This window comes from Staphylococcus sp. HMSC071G07 (assembly GCF_001811435.1).
Classification (GTDB): Bacteria; Bacillota; Bacilli; order Staphylococcales; family Staphylococcaceae; genus Staphylococcus; species Staphylococcus pettenkoferi.
Map to the genome: position 1 here is coordinate 329,057 of NZ_KV804784.1, position 16,396 is coordinate 345,452.

13 protein-coding genes are annotated in these 16,396 nt (G+C 38.0%); 10 read left to right on the top strand and 3 right to left on the bottom strand.

The window, feature by feature from the left end; genetic code table 11:
- Window positions 1-73 precede the first annotated feature (73 nt).
- The 5 genes from HMPREF2802_RS10820 (at window position 74) to HMPREF2802_RS10840 (ending at window position 4,671) form a co-directional block, all read left to right on the top strand.
- Entirely contained in the window at window positions 74-601 is a 528-nt protein-coding gene (locus tag HMPREF2802_RS10820; protein WP_070504556.1) for a hypothetical protein, read from the top strand.
- Between the two features lie 204 nt (window positions 602-805).
- Window positions 806-1,495, top strand: coding sequence for a dethiobiotin synthase (gene bioD, locus HMPREF2802_RS10825; RefSeq protein WP_070504559.1), 690 nt, complete (start codon window positions 806-808; stop codon window positions 1,493-1,495).
- On the top strand, window positions 1,476-2,843 hold the full coding sequence (bioA, locus tag HMPREF2802_RS10830; protein ID WP_070504562.1) for an adenosylmethionine--8-amino-7-oxononanoate transaminase: 1,368 nt from the start codon (window positions 1,476-1,478) through the stop codon (window positions 2,841-2,843). Before bioD ends, bioA begins: the two co-directional genes overlap by 20 nt.
- Window positions 2,844-2,861: 18 nt before the next feature.
- Window positions 2,862-3,995, top strand: a complete 1,134-nt coding sequence (locus HMPREF2802_RS10835) for an aminotransferase class I/II-fold pyridoxal phosphate-dependent enzyme (RefSeq protein ID WP_070504565.1) — start codon at window positions 2,862-2,864, stop codon at window positions 3,993-3,995.
- Complete coding sequence (locus HMPREF2802_RS10840) at window positions 3,988-4,671, top strand: 6-carboxyhexanoate--CoA ligase (RefSeq protein WP_070504568.1); 684 nt, start codon at window positions 3,988-3,990, stop codon at window positions 4,669-4,671. Before HMPREF2802_RS10835 ends, HMPREF2802_RS10840 begins: the two co-directional genes overlap by 8 nt.
- A gap of 205 nt (window positions 4,672-4,876) precedes the next feature.
- Here the strand turns inward: HMPREF2802_RS10840 and HMPREF2802_RS10845 are convergent, their stop codons facing one another.
- The 3 genes from HMPREF2802_RS10845 to HMPREF2802_RS10855 are packed head-to-tail and all read right to left on the bottom strand — an operon-like array spanning window position 4,877 to window position 6,541.
- Entirely contained in the window at window positions 4,877-5,668 is a 792-nt protein-coding gene (locus HMPREF2802_RS10845) for a DUF4097 family beta strand repeat-containing protein (protein WP_070504571.1), read from the bottom strand.
- Entirely contained in the window at window positions 5,665-6,225 is a 561-nt protein-coding gene (locus tag HMPREF2802_RS10850) for an HAAS signaling domain-containing protein (RefSeq protein ID WP_002472075.1), read from the bottom strand. Before HMPREF2802_RS10850 ends, HMPREF2802_RS10845 begins: the two co-directional genes overlap by 4 nt.
- Entirely contained in the window at window positions 6,218-6,541 is a 324-nt protein-coding gene (locus HMPREF2802_RS10855; protein WP_002472083.1) for a PadR family transcriptional regulator, read from the bottom strand. Before HMPREF2802_RS10855 ends, HMPREF2802_RS10850 begins: the two co-directional genes overlap by 8 nt.
- A 271-nt stretch (window positions 6,542-6,812) precedes the next feature.
- Here HMPREF2802_RS10855 and HMPREF2802_RS10860 point away from each other — a divergent pair, with 271 nt between their 5' ends.
- The 5 genes from HMPREF2802_RS10860 to HMPREF2802_RS10880 form a co-directional block, all read left to right on the top strand.
- Window positions 6,813-7,271, top strand: coding sequence for a DM13 domain-containing protein (locus HMPREF2802_RS10860; protein WP_070504575.1), 459 nt, complete (start codon window positions 6,813-6,815; stop codon window positions 7,269-7,271).
- Between the two features lie 146 nt (window positions 7,272-7,417).
- Window positions 7,418-7,876 (top strand): DoxX family membrane protein, encoded by a 459-nt coding sequence (locus HMPREF2802_RS10865; protein ID WP_371091360.1) that lies wholly within the window; start codon window positions 7,418-7,420, stop codon window positions 7,874-7,876.
- A complete protein-coding gene (locus HMPREF2802_RS10870; protein WP_070504581.1) occupies window positions 7,854-8,537 on the top strand; it encodes a response regulator transcription factor in 684 nt (227 codons plus the stop codon). Before HMPREF2802_RS10865 ends, HMPREF2802_RS10870 begins: the two co-directional genes overlap by 23 nt.
- Complete coding sequence (locus tag HMPREF2802_RS10875) at window positions 8,538-9,581, top strand: sensor histidine kinase (protein WP_070504584.1); 1,044 nt, start codon at window positions 8,538-8,540, stop codon at window positions 9,579-9,581.
- A gap of 635 nt (window positions 9,582-10,216) precedes the next feature.
- A partial coding sequence (locus HMPREF2802_RS10880) for an Ig-like domain-containing protein (protein ID WP_070504587.1) occupies window positions 10,217-16,396 on the top strand: 6,180 nt, incomplete at its 3' end.

Below are 16,396 nucleotides of genomic sequence, written 5' to 3' on the forward strand. Positions count from 1 at the left end.
GAAGTGGGATTTTCTCACACATTTAAATAAATAAAGGATAATTCAACTCGAAAAATAGAAAGCAGTGATGCTGATGACTCAGTTATATGAAATTTATCTAGAAAATGATGAAACAGTCTTTACGGTTGGCAGTATAGTGGCTGAAACAGAGGAATTATATATTGTTGAATCACTTGATGAGACAGGACGATTGGATAGTTTCCAACTTCGACCAAAAACTAAAGTAGAGAGATTAGTCAGTGCTTCGGCATATCTTGAATTGATGGAGTTTAATAAGAGCTATAATGTCGAAAATGGGAGCTATAACCCTTTAGGTTTAGAAGTAAACTATGATGACTATAGTGATTTAGAAAATGCGTGGTATCAAATGCGAAATTCAGGAGATATTTATACTATCGTTACAAGCACTCATGAAGAAGTGTTGGTTGGTAGTGTTAAAGATATTTTTGAAAAAGATATCGTAATTGCGGCTATTGATTTCGAAGATTTCACTCAAACAGAGGCACCCATTGATAAAAATGACATCATTGCTATCGATATTTTGAGTTATGAGAATGTGTTACTTCAAAAGTTTTTAAATAGAAGTAGAAAAATTGAATAAAGTTGGCTAAATGCCATATGTAGAAGCGGGACAGTTTAATGTCTCGCTTTTTCCGTTTTCATCATCAGTTTCACGAAGTTTCTCATAAACTAACGTTAATTTTACCCTTAATGTTAACTTATATGTTTATTGGGTTTACAATTACCGATTTTCAATTTAAGATATAAATATCCTATTAAATTTTTAAAGTAATTGGTGAGAAAAATGAATATTTTTATTACAAGTACGAATACAGACGTTGGTAAGACGTACGTTACAGTGAATCTGTATCACTTTCTGAAAAATGAAGGGTACAACGTCACGATATTCAAACCTTTTCAAACTGAAGAAATGCCTGATGGAACCTACCCAGACTTGGAAATGTATAAGAACGAGTGTGGATTGAGTTACGAAACCACATCACTGTATAAATTTAAAGATCCTATTTCTCCGCATTTGGCATTTAAGAGAGAACCGCATCAAATGTTCGATAGACAAGTAATTATTGACCGTACAGAAGAATTAGCCGCAAGACATGACATTGTGCTAATCGAAGGTGCGGGTGGCATAGCAGTTCCGATACATAACAGTGACAAAGAATGGTACATGACGGCTGATCTCATTAAGGATACTGGCGCTGATCACATTATTAGTGTCGTGCCTTCTAAACTAGGAGCAATTGGTGATATTGTCGTACATCAGCGTTTTTTAGAGTCGCAGAATTTACCTTCCAACACACTTATCATGAATCGTTTTTCAAATACTGATGTAGAACAGGACAATCTTTTAACAGTAAAAGATTTATTGCATCAAAACGTTGAAACTTTTCCAGAAAATGGGGTAGCCTCAGAAATTCCAAAATCAATACTAAATCACCTGAAAGGAGTTAAAAACGATGAATCTTCAAAAGCATGAGGATTTAGTTAATAAAAATTTAGAATATGTGTGGCATCCGTTCACGCAAATGGGAGTTTATTCAAAACAAGACCCAATTATTATTGAAAAAGGGAAGGGTAGCTATCTCTATGATACGAAAGGAAATAAATATTTAGATGGCTATGCTTCGCTGTGGGTGAATGTGCACGGGCACAATGATAAGAAATTGAACAAAGCGATACATAAGCAGTTGGACAATATTGCGCATTCCACTTTGTTAGGATCTTCAAATATTCCCTCCATTGAGCTTGCAGAACAACTCGTTCGAATCACCCCGGAGAGTCTGAAGAAGGTCTTCTATTCGGATACAGGTAGTGCAGCTGTTGAGATTGCGATTAAGATGGCTTATCAATATTGGAAAAATCTTGATCCAGTCAAATATGCGAAAAAGAATAAGTTTATTACGTTACATAATGGTTATCATGGGGACACAATTGGTTCAGTAAGTGTAGGTGGTATCGATGCATTTCATAAGATTTTCAATGACTTGATTTTTGAAAATATCCAGGTTGATTGCCCATCTTTCTATCATAGTGATTATGAATCTGAAGAGGAAATGGTGGAATCGATTCTCACGCATATTGATACGATTCTCCAAGAGAGAGCAGATGAGATTGTAGGTTTTGTGATGGAGCCGTTGATTCAAGGTGCGACGGGTTTGTTCGTTCATCCAGCTGGCTTTCTAAAAGGCGTCGAGAAACTTTGTCGTAAGCATAATATCTTATTGATTGTAGACGAAGTCGCGGTTGGTTTCGGTCGTACTGGACAAATGTTTGCGTGCTATCACGAAGATGTGAAGCCAGATATCATGTGTCTAGGTAAGGCGATTACTGGAGGTTATCTTCCGTTAGCTGCAACGCTCACTTCTCAAAAAATTTACGATGCTTTCTTAAGTAATTCACATGCTGAAAAGACATTTTTCCATGGTCATACGTATACAGGAAATCAAATTGTATGTGCCGTCGCTTTAGAAAATATTCGTCTGTTTGAGAAGCGAAAACTGTTAAAACAAATTCAACAAACTTCAGCTATCTTGAGTAAGAAATTACGAAAATTGAGTACGCATCCTAACGTAGGAGATGTGCGTGGCCGCGGTTTAATGTATGCCGTAGAGCTAGTGGAATCTAAGGAGACTAGCGAACCTCTCAATATTCCAACTGTTGAGCGTATCATTCACGAATGTAAAAAGCGTGGCTTAATGATACGCAATTTGGAGAATATCATTACTTTCGTTCCAATATTAAGTATGTGCAAGAAAGAAGTTAAGAAAATGACAGATATCTTCACCGAAGTATTGTTGGAAGAATTAGGTCAGTACGAATTTTAGAAAAGTGAGCTTGATAAGATGGATATAACTCAAAAGTTGAGTCAGTTGGAGGAACAACAGCGCTATAGAACTTTGAAAGAAGTACATCATATCGAAGGTAAGACGATTCGTTTGGGAGAACGTGATTATATTAATTTTACTTCGAATGATTACTTAGGATTAGCGCAATTGCCGTTAGATGCCGAGGATTTCTCAAAATTTGTAGAGCAGTACGGTAATAATTTGTCCAGCTCACGTCTCGTAAGTGGGAACTCGGTGTTATATACAGAAATTGAACAATTACTGAGTCAGCACTTCGATTTTGAAGAAGCGGTAATTATGAATAGCGGATATGATGCGAACTTAGCGTTATTCAATGCCTTTAAAGGTGAAGCGGTTATTGCGTTCTCAGATAGTGAGAATCATGCGAGTATTATTGATGGGCTGAAATTAAGCCGTATTTCCAAGGAAATATATCGTCATTTGGATTATCAAGATTTAGCACGACGACTAGCAGCATATCCAGATATTACGAAATTGATTGTGACAGATAGTGTATTTTCCACTAATGGTGATCTCGCAGATATTGAATATTTGGTAGAGCTCAAACGGCAATTTCCTAATACCTGGCTGATTGTTGATGATTCGCATGGGCTTGGGTTAAATTACTTTGATGATTATCAGAATATAGATGTAATCACTGCCAGTTTGTCTAAAAGCGTAGGGGCACACGGTGGCGTTATACTGTGTAGTCAGCTGTTTAAAGAACTGCTTGTGAACACTGGCCGCGCATTAATTTACTCTAGTGGTATGCCTCCATCGAATCTTTACTTCATTTTAAGAAATACTCAAGCTATGTTGAAGGAACCATATAGGAATCAGCATTTAAAGCAGTTAAGTGGTTATTTTAATAGCCAGTTATTCTCATATTTAGGTAAAAAGTGCGACTTACAGACACCAATTAAAAGTATTGAATTGGACGATCATGATGAAGCGGAAAAGTATTACCAAGCTTTAATGGGAGCTGGAATACTGGTGAGTTATTTTCGTTACCCCACTGTCAGCCATCCAACTTTACGCTTTTCGTTAACCTATTATCATCAAAAGTCAGATATCGATCGATTATTTCAAATCATTTTAAAACAGAAAGAAGATGAAGAAACAGATGTTTAGTGTGAAGATGCGTGCGAGCCAAGATAATGAACATATTAGTGGTGCGGAAACGATATGCGAAGAGCATGATATTGAGACAGCAATACAGCATTTCTTTAGAAAAGGGTTCAATCATCAAAATGGGAAAAGTGATTTCCTGAATCTGAAAATAGAACAGGTAAAGGAGCCTCTAATTCAACTTTCTGCTCTTCAAATTATTGATGAACAACACGTGGATTTAGCGAAATTATGTACAGAAAATGGCATCACTAAACAAGCGCTTGAACGAGGTTTGGATTACATACATGACGATACACGGTACACGGGCGCGCTCATTCTCTCGGCGCAAACGGGGGAACGTCTAGATCAGTCCGGTAAACGTGGCGTGCGAGCCACTCGTTTTCGTTTCAAAAACACTCGTGAACATATTCAGTTGAAAGAACGTGTCCAAGATTCACTATCTCTAGCGACGATTCTCACACATCATGACGCCGTACATGGAGAGTTGTGTGTTTCAGATGATATGCATTATACGACCGGTTACTTCGCGACGAAAAGGTCAGGGTATCATCGATTATATAACGTTAAAGAAGATAATAGTCGTGCTGGTGGACGTATCGTTTTCGTTGAGGACAGTCTAAATATTGAAGACTATACAGAATTTCTAGAATTAGTGCCGAAACAGGTGAATTATTAGAGCTGACCGGTGAATTTTAGAAGTTTAAGACTGCGGGTGTAGTAGGAAAACTAAATTTTGTGTTAGAAGATAGATAAGTACACAAACATTTATAAATAAGTAAATTTGAAGCGGAACGAAGACAAGCTCATAAAAAAGTGGGCTTGTTTTCTTGTATTATAAAACAAGTGAGACGAATTATAATTTTCGTCTCACTTATTTCTACCTAATTAAAAGTAACATCTCCGGAATCGTTATCAATATTAATGACATGCGTTCCATTTCCAACTCGACCATTTTTCAGTTCGTTTCTTTCTATATTAACGTCTTCAGAATCGTTTTTAGAATTTATTCTAGTATCTTTGAGCGCTTTATCATAACTGAAGTTAACATCACCGCTGTCATTTTTAATATCCATTGGGATGTCTATAGGTGTGTTTGAAACATTAATATCTCCAGAGTCGTTATCAAAATGACCTTTCTTGAACTTAGATTTCTCTATATTTATACCTCCAGAATCATTATTTGCTGTGAGTTTGCCTAAGTTGCTATTTTTAACTGTTATATCTCCGGAGTCATTATTAAGTGTAGTATTCTCACTTTCTAAATCAGTAATTGTTGTGTCTAAGGAGTAGGAGTTTAACTTAGTATTTTTAAGTTGATGTGGCACAGTAACTTCAATTGTATTTTCGTTATTATTAAAAATGTTGAAAGAGATAACTTTTTTCTTCATACTATTAGAGATGTTTAAAGTGCCTTTATTATTATCCGCTTTAGCATTCACCTTATCTTTAGGACCGATGATTTTCACGTGAAACTTTTCGCCTTTTTTAATTTTCACATCTCCAGAACCGCTTTCGATATTTAAATTTTTAATATTTCCTTCTATATTTTTATCTACTAAAGTAGAACTTTTAGTGTGCTTTGCCTCTTCTCTCATATCTTTTATCCCCAGAATTCCAAATACGACAGCGAGGATGAACCCGACTACAAAGATGATACCTAATATCTTTCTCATGCTGAAGCACTTCCTTTCACGACATGAATGTTCCATTTAAGATATTTAATGAATAGTATGCTGAGCCATTTGACAGCTACGATCAATACGACGATGAGCATCATTAACACGCCGATACTTGCGATGGTGATGTATATGTCGCCGTGCTCGATGGGTCCGTGTTCAGGGTTCACTGCTTTGACGATTAAAAAGACTGGGAACATGAGTAGGGTGATGCCGATTGCTACGAGTCCGACTAAAATCATCAATAAGAAGAATGCTGGAACGAGCACGATAAAGAAGTTGAGTAAACTTAAGCCCATGACCGCAAGAATGGCTTTACCGATGTTCTTAGAACCACCTTTGGATTTTGCACTTTCCACAGCTAATGTCGCATTCAACTCACGCGCAAGTTGCTTCGGATTTCCGAGTTCTCGTGCGATTTCTTCTTCAGATTTACCGTCTTCCTGACCACTAATGAAATGCGTTTCATATTCAGCGAGCACATCTTGACGGTCTTCTTTAGTGACGTGCTTGAGATGCTTATCCAATTGCTTCAAATATTCATTTTTAGTCATTGATCTCACTCTCCTCTAAAAATAAATCAATTGCTTCAGTAAAACTGCGCCATTCATCGAGTAATGTAGCTAAACGTGCCTGGCCGCTTTCAGTAATACTGTAGTATTTACGTGCCGGACCTTCTGTAGATGGTTTAAAATACGTCGTGAGATAATCGTCTTTAACAAGGCGGCGCAATAATGGATAAACTGTGCCTTCTGAGATACTAATTCTTGGTGTGATGCGTTGCACTAAGGAATAACCATATTGATCTTCGCCCTGAATGATCAACAAGACGATGAATTCCAAGGCACCTTTCTTAAATTGTATGTTCAATATTTAGACCTCCACATCGTTCAGTATTAAACATTGTATAGTAGTGACATGTTTAATATAGCACCTACTATTATACATTGCAAGGTACTGTGTTAAATATAGCTGAAATTATTTTACAAAAATGCGAAATGGCGCACATTCAAGCCGCTTAAATCGAGTTATTGAACAGTTAAGAATTAGTTAAGAATGATTAATAAACAGTTAATGGGATTCGGTGACCATCCAGATTAAGATAAGTATTGTAAAAATTAAATGAAAGAAGGAACTCACAATGAAAATTAAATCACTACTTATCTCTACAACTGTCGCAACATCTCTACTACTTGGCGCATGCGGAAATATGGACGACGACAAAGATATGAAGAAATCCGATGACAACAAGATGGAAAGTAAAATGGATAAAAAAGACAACATGAAAGATTCAAAATCTAACAAAATGATGAAAGAGGGCATGTTTAAAGGCGAAAATAAACAAATGGTCGAAGGTAAGGCGATGATTAAAGACAACAAACTCATGCTCACTGATTTCAAATCTTCAAAAGGTCCAGACTTACACGTGTATTTAACGAAAAATGGCGATGTGAAAAATGGTATGAAGATCGACAAAGTAATGTATGACAAGAAAGAACAAACTTTCGATCTTAAAGATGTCGATATGAAAGATTATGATAGCGTGACGATTTATTGCGATAAAGCGCATGTTGTTTTCGGTAAGGCGATGTTGAAATAAGAAATGAGAAATTGCTCCCCAAAAGCAGTTAAATATTTAGAAACTGAACTTTGACCTCAGTAAGCGGTAGATATGAGATAGGATGTGATGCACTATAATCAGTTCTATCTCATTTTTTAATAACAGAAAGGACGTGGATATTAATGTTGAAATTATTTTGGAAAGTGGTCGTCTTACTCATACGATTAGGTTCTGGAATCGTGATTCTGAAACAAGGATTTGAGAAATTAACTGGAGGATTTGCGGTAGATGGGCTCGTGCCTGTTATCCAGTCGAATCAAGATTCCCCCGATTGGTATAAGTTCTTCTTTAGTCATGTCGTCGCGCACCAATTGGAGTTATTCCACTGGATGATTCCACTCGGCGAAATTGCGATAGGTCTCGGGTTGATTCTCGGCATTTTATCATATTCTGCAAGTTTCTTTGGTGTATTTGTCATGTTAAATTATCTTCTCGCAGATATGATATTTACGTACCCATTACAGCTATTTTTCTTTATAATATTGTTAATGAATAAAGAGACGTTACAGACGTTGAGTTTGTCACACTTCTTTAAGAAATCACAGCTAAGGACTGATAAGGATGGAACATATACTAATCGTTGATGATGAAGATGCGATTCGCGACATATGTAAGACGTACTTTGAATTTGAAGGTTATCAGGTGACAACGGCCGCGAATGGTCAAGAGGCCATTGCGTTATTGACCGATGAGGTAGATTTGCTCATCCTCGATATTATGATGCCGGAGAAAGACGGTTATGCAGTTGTTCAAGAAATGAAAGCAATGCAGCTCGATATTCCATATATTTACCTCACTGCCAAGACGACGGAATCTGAGACGATTTATGGTCTCATGTTGGGGGCTGATGATTATATTAAAAAGCCATTTAGCCCTCGTGAACTTGTGATTCGCGCTAAAAATCTTTTGTCGCGTGTGAAGAAATCGTCACGTACTCAAGAAACGTTGACGTTGGGTTCGCTGATATTGAACAATGTGACGAAAACTGCGACGGTTAATGGTGAAATTATTAATTTTCGCGTTAAAGAATTTGAATTGCTTTGGTACTTCGCAACACATGTGGATGAGGCGCTATCAAAGACAGACTTACTCGAACAAGTCTGGGGCTATGAATATTATGAAGATATGAATACCCTCAACGTCCATATTCACAGAATTCGTGAGAAATTAGAAGTACATCATTATGAAGATTACGAAATTAGTACAGTGTGGGGACTCGGTTACAAGTTCCAGAGGAGGGGTTAGATGACGATACGTAAACAGTTATTCATATCTTTTATTAGTTCCATCGTCATTTCTACACTTTTCCTTCTCGTTCTTTATAAAATGATGTGGTTCGACGTCCATCAAACGCTTGTATTAACAGCATTCTCACTTATATCTAGTTTGATCACTGTAATGATAGCGATGACTTTCCTCGTACCTACGATTCATCGGTTAGAAAAGTTGAATCTACAAACTCAGAAAGTGTCTGAAGGACATTTTAATATAGAAAAAATTGATATTCACACACCTCGAGAATTGAGTGAACTTAACGATTCCTTTTACTATATGGTAGAACGTGTGCAAGATCAGATGGTACAAATTCAAGAGGAACAAACGGAAAAGGTACACATGATTCAAAATTTAGCTCATGATTTGAAGACACCACTGGCCAGCATCAAATCCTATTCCGAAGCGTTGAAAGACGGTGTGATTCAGGGAGAAGAAGCGGAAAGACACGCACATCAAGTGTTGATTACGCAGAGCGAACGCTTAAGCCAAATGTTCGATGACTTAACTGCTGTGATGACGTTAAGTGACGCTTCAAGGCCTCAATCAGCTATACAGATGGATCAGCTTCTCGTCCCTATATTTGATGCCTTTCAACAACGTATTGAACAAGAACATCGTCAGTTAGATTTGAGAATGCCTAAGCAGATTCCTCGTTTCAAGCAAGACAAGGTCGCTTTAGAACGAATTATTTCAAATTTGATAGACAACGCCTTGAAATTCTCACATTCAGGTACGCCGATTATTGTAGAAATTGAGGAAGATGACACACATCAAATTTCTATTTCTGTCATTGATCAAGGTATAGGCATAGCGACAGAAGAAATTCCATTTATCTTTGACCGTACTTATCGTGTAGAACAATCCCGAAATCTCCAAACGGGTGGTTCTGGTCTCGGCCTGTATATTGCGCAATCTTTGGCTGAACAGATTGGCGCTCATATAGAGGTTGAAAGCGAGCTTGGAAAAGGGACGAAGATGACGGTGAGGTTTTCAATTATAGAAGAAACTAAATAAATTGCTGAGTTACGATAGTTGAATTATCGTAGCTCTTTTTTTGTAAAATAAATGTCGGTTTCTTTGTTGAAATTTTTCTCTCAACACACAATTCAGTATCGCGAATTAGAAAAGTGACCCACTCAAACTAAGGTCGAAATAAATTTTTTTAATTTTTTTCGTAAGAGTGAAAACAAATGTATAACTAGTTGACCGTTATCAAGGTTCGTTTAAAAGAGTTATTTCGTTATATATTACAAAACCGTATTGTATTCAATTAAGTAATGTCTATATATCCAAAGCGTCCCTGAATTGTTATATTTAATAAATTTGAGTAAAAAAGTACTCTATATTTCTTCGTAATCCTGAATTTTACTGAGTTTGAATTAAGTTGTTAAAAAATTAGTGAACCTAAGTATATTGATTTACACATATCAACAGATTCAAATGAAATAAGAATAATTACATAATCCATTTCTGATTTTATACAAAAAGTTAACTATGAAAAAGATTAACAAATGTAAGTAATTCTATTCATAAATAAATGTGTAGACATCTGTTTAGTTTCGTCGTACATTGTGGTAGATAAAATTATAGTCTCTATTACATTAGGGAATAAATATTTTACATTACCAATAATTTCGGGGGTAGTTAATTTGAGAAAGAGAAAACCACAAGGAAAATTAGATTTCATTCCGAACAGAAATAACAAATACTCTATACGACGTTTCACAGTCGGCACAGCATCTATCTTAATCGGTGCCACACTTGTATTTGGTATCAACAATGATGCGAAAGCGGCTGAAACGAACGATGCTCAAAGCAGTGTGAGCGCGAATGATAGCCAAAGTTCGAATGACGATCCTAATAATTCAACTACATCTCACGACACATCATCACAAGAGACAGCACATGATCCTCAAGTAAATAACGACGCAAATCAAGATAATCAAGCACCACAGGAATCCAATACTGAAGAATCAACACAGTCATCCCAAGATTCTAATGGAACTGCACAACCTTCTTCCTCTCAATCACAAGCTTCAGATAACCAAAGTAATCCTTCACAAGATGACGTAGATCAGCCAGCCTCAAATGCTGATGACGTACATAAGTCAGACGCTGCACAAGCTACAACTGACGAAGACGGAGCGGATAACAGTGATGCTGACGATGAGACAAGTAAAAATGATTCACAAGTAAACGAAACTGAAAAACAAAATCAACCTGACGACAATTCAGCTAAAGATGACGTGGACAAACAGGGTGCGTCTGATGATAACGTTTCAGACGACAACGCTGCTGAGTCTGACAAAGAACAATCTAGCGACGACGCGAAAGATAAATCTGATAAGGAAGCTAAAGACGATTCACAATCATCAACTGATGGTAAATCGGAAAAAGATAGTCAAAAAGAAGAACAATCTAAAAAAGGTTCAAATAAAGCAGAGTCTGATAGCGAAGCTCAGTCTACTAAAAGTAAGTCCGGCGAAGATCAACCTGAAGAAAAGCAAGATGATGACAAATCAGGTGATGATCAAGCGGACGAAAAGTCTGATGACAAATCATCTGATAAAGAAACTGGATCAGATGAAGATGACTCAGATTCAGTAGAACAAGGAAAAGACAAATCAGATAACGAAACTCAAGAAACAAAAGACACAAAAGCTTCAGATTCTGATGAGAAAAAAGACAAATTACAATCTAAGTTAGACGACGCAGATTCTAAAGATAAAGAAGACACTGTGAATGATTACTTAAATGATCAACTTGGTGGCGAACAAGCGAAATCTGTACTCGAAGATGCAGATATTGACTATGACAAAGATTCCAATGCGACAATTTCTAATAAAGTATTGAAGTCTGCTTTAATTCAATTCGCAAATCAAAAAGATAAAGATTCACCACAAGCGATTCGTCCAGGTTCAGCATTCTTTAGTGCTTATTCAACAGAAGCTGTGACACGTGCAGCAAAAGATACGAAAGTCACAAAATCTTTAGGTTATGAAGATAACTATAGTTTTGCGCAAATGATGTTTGATCCGGATAGTTTAGACACTGATGAGGCTAAGAAATCAACGACGATTCCATTCAAGATTCACAATTATATGTCAGGATCTAACTCTTTAGATAGATATAAAATTGATTTGAACTTGGACCCACGTTTAGCTAAACACGTTACTAAAATCTCGGCTAATCCAATGAATAAAAATACACCTGTTGAATTCAAACGACTTAAAGATGAGAATGGCGAACTGACTGATACATGGGAAGTTAACTATATTCGTGCGGAAGGCGGCCTCTTTGGTGGTGCGACTATCTTAGCAACTTACACAGCTGAGAACGGTAAAATTGAACTTGATGATACCGTTGAAAATATTTTAAAAGAAGAAAATTTAGAGAACGATAAATTGAATTACCATATCTATGTACGAAATGATAAAACAAATAAAATTATTCGTACAGCGGAAAATAGTGGTTACTTCTTAACAGACGTTGATAAAGAGCTCACTGATAAAGAAAAAGATTTATCTGATGCTAACCAAAAATCTTTCCTAGGAAGTTCAGGTTCTGTTCAATATAATCAAGATATTGGAGAACATGGTGGTTTATTGCTAGATCAAACCATTATGAAAAATAGCATTTTCAGCTACAACTTGTATGCTGATAATAAAGAATGGACATACAACTATCAAATTGATAAAGACCTTTTACCATACATTTCAGGAGCCGAACTTCACTTACATGATTATGAGGGCTTGTCAGGTTTCAATAAAAATTACAATGCAAAAAATAAGGTTGCAGATCTTTCATTAGATAAAGATGGTAAAGGTTCAATTACAGCTAAAGATATGAATAAGTTGATTGAATTTAATAACTCAACTCCTGAACCAATCGGTATTCGTATCGTCTTGAAATTCAATCAGAGTCCTAACAACATTTTAACTAAAGATGCAGAATACGATGATGATGGAAATCTCATCCGTGAAACAGTGAAACAGAAAGAACTCTTCAACTTCAACGGTTACTTAACTGACAACAAAGGTAAACTCATCAATAACACACTTGGTACATCAACGCTTGCAATCCAAGACTATGATAGAGATGGCTTGCTCGATAACTATGAACGTCAAAACACACATTCTGATCCATTTAACCCTGACACTGATGGTGACGGCAAGAATGACGGCGACGAAGTAGTGAACTACAAGACATCTCCACTCGTAGGACAACCGAAAGCATCTGATATTACTACAGAAGACACAGTAGTAAGTGGTTCTGTACCATTGAAAGACGGTGCAGCGACTCAAACTGCGAAAGTTATCAATTCTGATGGTGAAACAGTTGGTACAGGTACAGTAAATTCTGATGGTTCCTTTAGCGTAAATATTCCTAAATCACCAGAAGGTACGTACACTATTGCGATTGATTCACCTGACTATGAGAATGACGAAACAAATACGTTCAAGATCGTAGACACTTCTAAAGTGCCAGCACCAACAATTAATCCAGTTAGCGATAAAGATAATGAAGTTATCGTTAATGGTACAGGCGGTTCAACTGTAACGGTAAGAGACAAAGACGGTAATACAGTGGGTACAGTAGATATTCCTGATGGTCAAAGTTCAGGTACGATTCACCTAGACAATCCATTGAAAGCAGGTACTGAATTAACTTCTACTGCTAGTAAAAATGGAAAAGAAAGTGATCCTTCAGATACAGTGACAGTTGATGATAAGACTGCGCCAAACCAACCAACAATCGACGAGGTAACAACGAATAACACGTCAATTAGTGGTAAGGCAGAAGCAGGCTCAACTGTTCACGTGAAATTACCTAATGGTGATACAGTGAGTGCAAAAGCTAATGACGAAGGTGCATATTCTGTAGATCTTCCACAAGACCTTGAACTCAATGGTGGTGACACTATCACAGTCACTTCTGAAGATGATGCAGGTAATATTTCTGAGTCAAATAGCACGAAAGTTATCAATAAACGTGCACCTGAAGCACCAACTATCAAACCTGTTTCAAGTGAAGATAATTCACTTACAGGTACAGCGAAAGCCAATATCACTGTAACAGTTGAATTTCCAGATGGCTCAACCCTTGATACAAAAGCCGATGATCAAGGTAATTACACAATCGATCTAGGTAACAAGAAACTAGACGGACGCGAAACATTGAAAGTCACTGCAACAGAAGACGGTAATACTTCACCAGCTACGACAACTGTAGTTAAGGACGATACAGCACCTGATGCACCTACAGTAGATGATGTGGGCAGTGAGGATAAAATTGTAGAAGGTACAGCTGAGCCTAACTCAATCGTTACCGTGCATTTTCCAAATGGTTCAGTTGTGGAGTCACATGCAGGTAAAGACGGCCGTTATAACGCCGAAATACCTAGTGACTTGAAACTTAAAGGCGGAGAAAAAATCACTGCTACAGCCAAAGACATTGACGGTAACGTATCTAAAGAAGGTTCTACTACTGTAGAAGACAATACAGCGCCAGATGTGCCAACAGTCGTAGGTGTAAATAGTACAGATAAAGAAGTCACAGGTACAGCCGAACCAGGATCCGAAGTAACTGTACACTTCCCTGACAATAAAACAGGTACAGCGACAGCAGACGACAATGGTAATTACACTGTGAAGATTCCAGACGATGTAACTCTCAAAGGTGGAGAGAACATTGACGTAACTGCTAAAGATAAAAAGGCTAACGTCTCTGAACCAGCACATACTGTAGTATCAGATAAGACAGCGCCAGATGCACCAGAAGTAGAAAAAGTTAACAGTAACGGTGATAAAGTGACTGGTACAGCTGAACCAGGCTCAACTGTGAAAGTGACGTTCCCTAATGGCAAAGAGTCAGAAGGTAAAGCCGACGATCAAGGTAACTTCAGTGTAGATATTCCTAAAGAAGCTAACCTCAAAGGTGGCGAGCAACTGAACGTTGTTGCTGTGGACGATAATCACAATACTTCAGCACCAACTTCTGTCACAGTAGGAGATAAGACAGCACCTGACGCACCAACAGTTGATGATGTGAAGAGTACAGATAAGACTGTCACAGGTGAAGCGGAACCAGGTTCAACAGTGAAAGTTTCATTCCCTGGGAACAAGACTGGTACAGCAACAGCCGACGATAACGGTAAATACACAGTAGAGATTCCAGAAGATGTTGAATTAACTGGTGGCGAAGACCTCACAGTTACAGCGACAGACAAAGATGACAACGAGTCTGAAGCTACTCACGCAACAGTAGAAGATAAAACGGCTCCAGAGAAACCAGAAGTTAACAAAGTAACTAGTAATAGTGATAAGGTCACAGGAACTGCTGAGCCAAATTCAGAAGTTACAGTGACATTCCCAGATGGTCAACAAACGAAAGCCACAGCAGACAAAGATGGTAACTTTACTGCAGGCTTACCAAAAGGTGTCACACTTAAAGGTGACGAAGAACTTCAAGTTACTGCTAAAGATGCGAACGGTAATACTTCTGAAACAACTGAAGTTACAGTTAAAGATGAAACAGCACCAGACGTTCCACAAGTGAACGACGTAACTACAGATAGTAAGACAGTAACAGGTAGCGCTGAACCAAACTCAACAGTCACAGTTCACTTCCCAGGCGACAAAACTGGTACAGCAACAGCAGATAAAGACGGTAACTACACTGTAGACATTCCAGAAGATGTCGAGTTAAATGGTGACGACGAAATCAGTGTGACTGCTGCAGACAAAGACGGTAATACGTCAGATGCGAAGACAGTGACAGTTACTGACACAACAGCGCCGGACAAACCATCTGTGGATGATGTGACAAGTGATAGCAAACACATTACAGGTCAAGCTGAGCCGAAATCTACGGTAACTGTAACGTTCCCAGACGGCACAACTGCGACAGGTGAAACAGATGATAATGGTCGTTATACAGTTGATATTCCTGAGAAGATTGACCTTAAAGGCGAGGAAGAGTTAAATGTTACAGCAACAGACAAAGCAGGCAATACTTCTCAAGCAGAGACTAAGACTGTAACAGATACAACAGCTCCAGAAATACCTAAAGTAGATGGCGTCACAAGCGCTGATAAACACATTACAGGTACAGCAGAGCCAAATTCTCACGTTAAAGTCACGTTCCCAGATGGCACGACTGCGACAGGTGAAACAGACAAAGACGGTAACTTTACAGTTGATATCCCTAGTAAAGTAGATCTCAAAGGTGGCGAAGAGTTAACAGTCACAGCTACTGATGCTCACGACAATGAGTCTACGCCTGCGAAACTTCCAGTAGCAGATAAAACTGCGCCAAACAAACCATCGGTTAAAGGCGTAAACAGTACGGATAAAGAAGTTACAGGTACAGCCGAACCAGGTTCAACAGTTACAGTTAAGTTCCCAGGAAATAAAACAGGTACAGCTACTGCTGACGACGACGGAAACTACACTGTTAAAATTCCTGACAACGTCGACCTACAAGGTGGAGAAGAACTTGAAGTGACTGCGACAGACAAAGCAGGCAACACTTCAGATGCGACAACTACGACTGTAGCAGACAAGACAGCACCAGATGCGCCAACGGCGAACGATGTGAATAGTGAAGATAAACAGTTGACTGGTAAAGCCGAACCAGGCTCTGAAGTAACGGTTGATATTCCTGGACACGACCCAATTAAAGGTACTGCGGATCAAGACGGAAACTACAGTATCGACTTACCGAAAGACTTAGAAGGTGGCGAAGAAATCACAGTTACAGCTAAAGATAAAGATGGCAACGTTTCTGGCGAGACTAAGAAAACAGTAACTGACGCGACAGCGCCAAAC

Excerpts from the sequence above, each read along its gene's own strand:
- HMPREF2802_RS10860 (WP_070504575.1), top strand. The coding sequence starts at position 6,813 with ATGAAAATTAAATCACTACTTATCTCTACAACTGTCGCAACATCTCTA.
- HMPREF2802_RS10835 (WP_070504565.1), top strand. The coding sequence starts at position 2,862 with ATGGATATAACTCAAAAGTTGAGTCAGTTGGAGGAACAACAGCGCTAT.
- HMPREF2802_RS10820 (WP_070504556.1), top strand. The coding sequence starts at position 74 with ATGACTCAGTTATATGAAATTTATCTAGAAAATGATGAAACAGTCTTT.
- HMPREF2802_RS10870 (WP_070504581.1), top strand. The coding sequence starts at position 7,854 with ATGGAACATATACTAATCGTTGATGATGAAGATGCGATTCGCGACATA.
- HMPREF2802_RS10840 (WP_070504568.1), top strand. The coding sequence starts at position 3,988 with ATGTTTAGTGTGAAGATGCGTGCGAGCCAAGATAATGAACATATTAGT.
- HMPREF2802_RS10875 (WP_070504584.1), top strand. The coding sequence starts at position 8,538 with ATGACGATACGTAAACAGTTATTCATATCTTTTATTAGTTCCATCGTC.
- bioD (WP_070504559.1), top strand. The coding sequence starts at position 806 with ATGAATATTTTTATTACAAGTACGAATACAGACGTTGGTAAGACGTAC.
- bioA (WP_070504562.1), top strand. The coding sequence starts at position 1,476 with ATGAATCTTCAAAAGCATGAGGATTTAGTTAATAAAAATTTAGAATAT.
- HMPREF2802_RS10845 (WP_070504571.1), bottom strand. The coding sequence starts at position 5,668 with ATGAGAAAGATATTAGGTATCATCTTTGTAGTCGGGTTCATCCTCGCT.
- HMPREF2802_RS10850 (WP_002472075.1), bottom strand. The coding sequence starts at position 6,225 with ATGACTAAAAATGAATATTTGAAGCAATTGGATAAGCATCTCAAGCAC.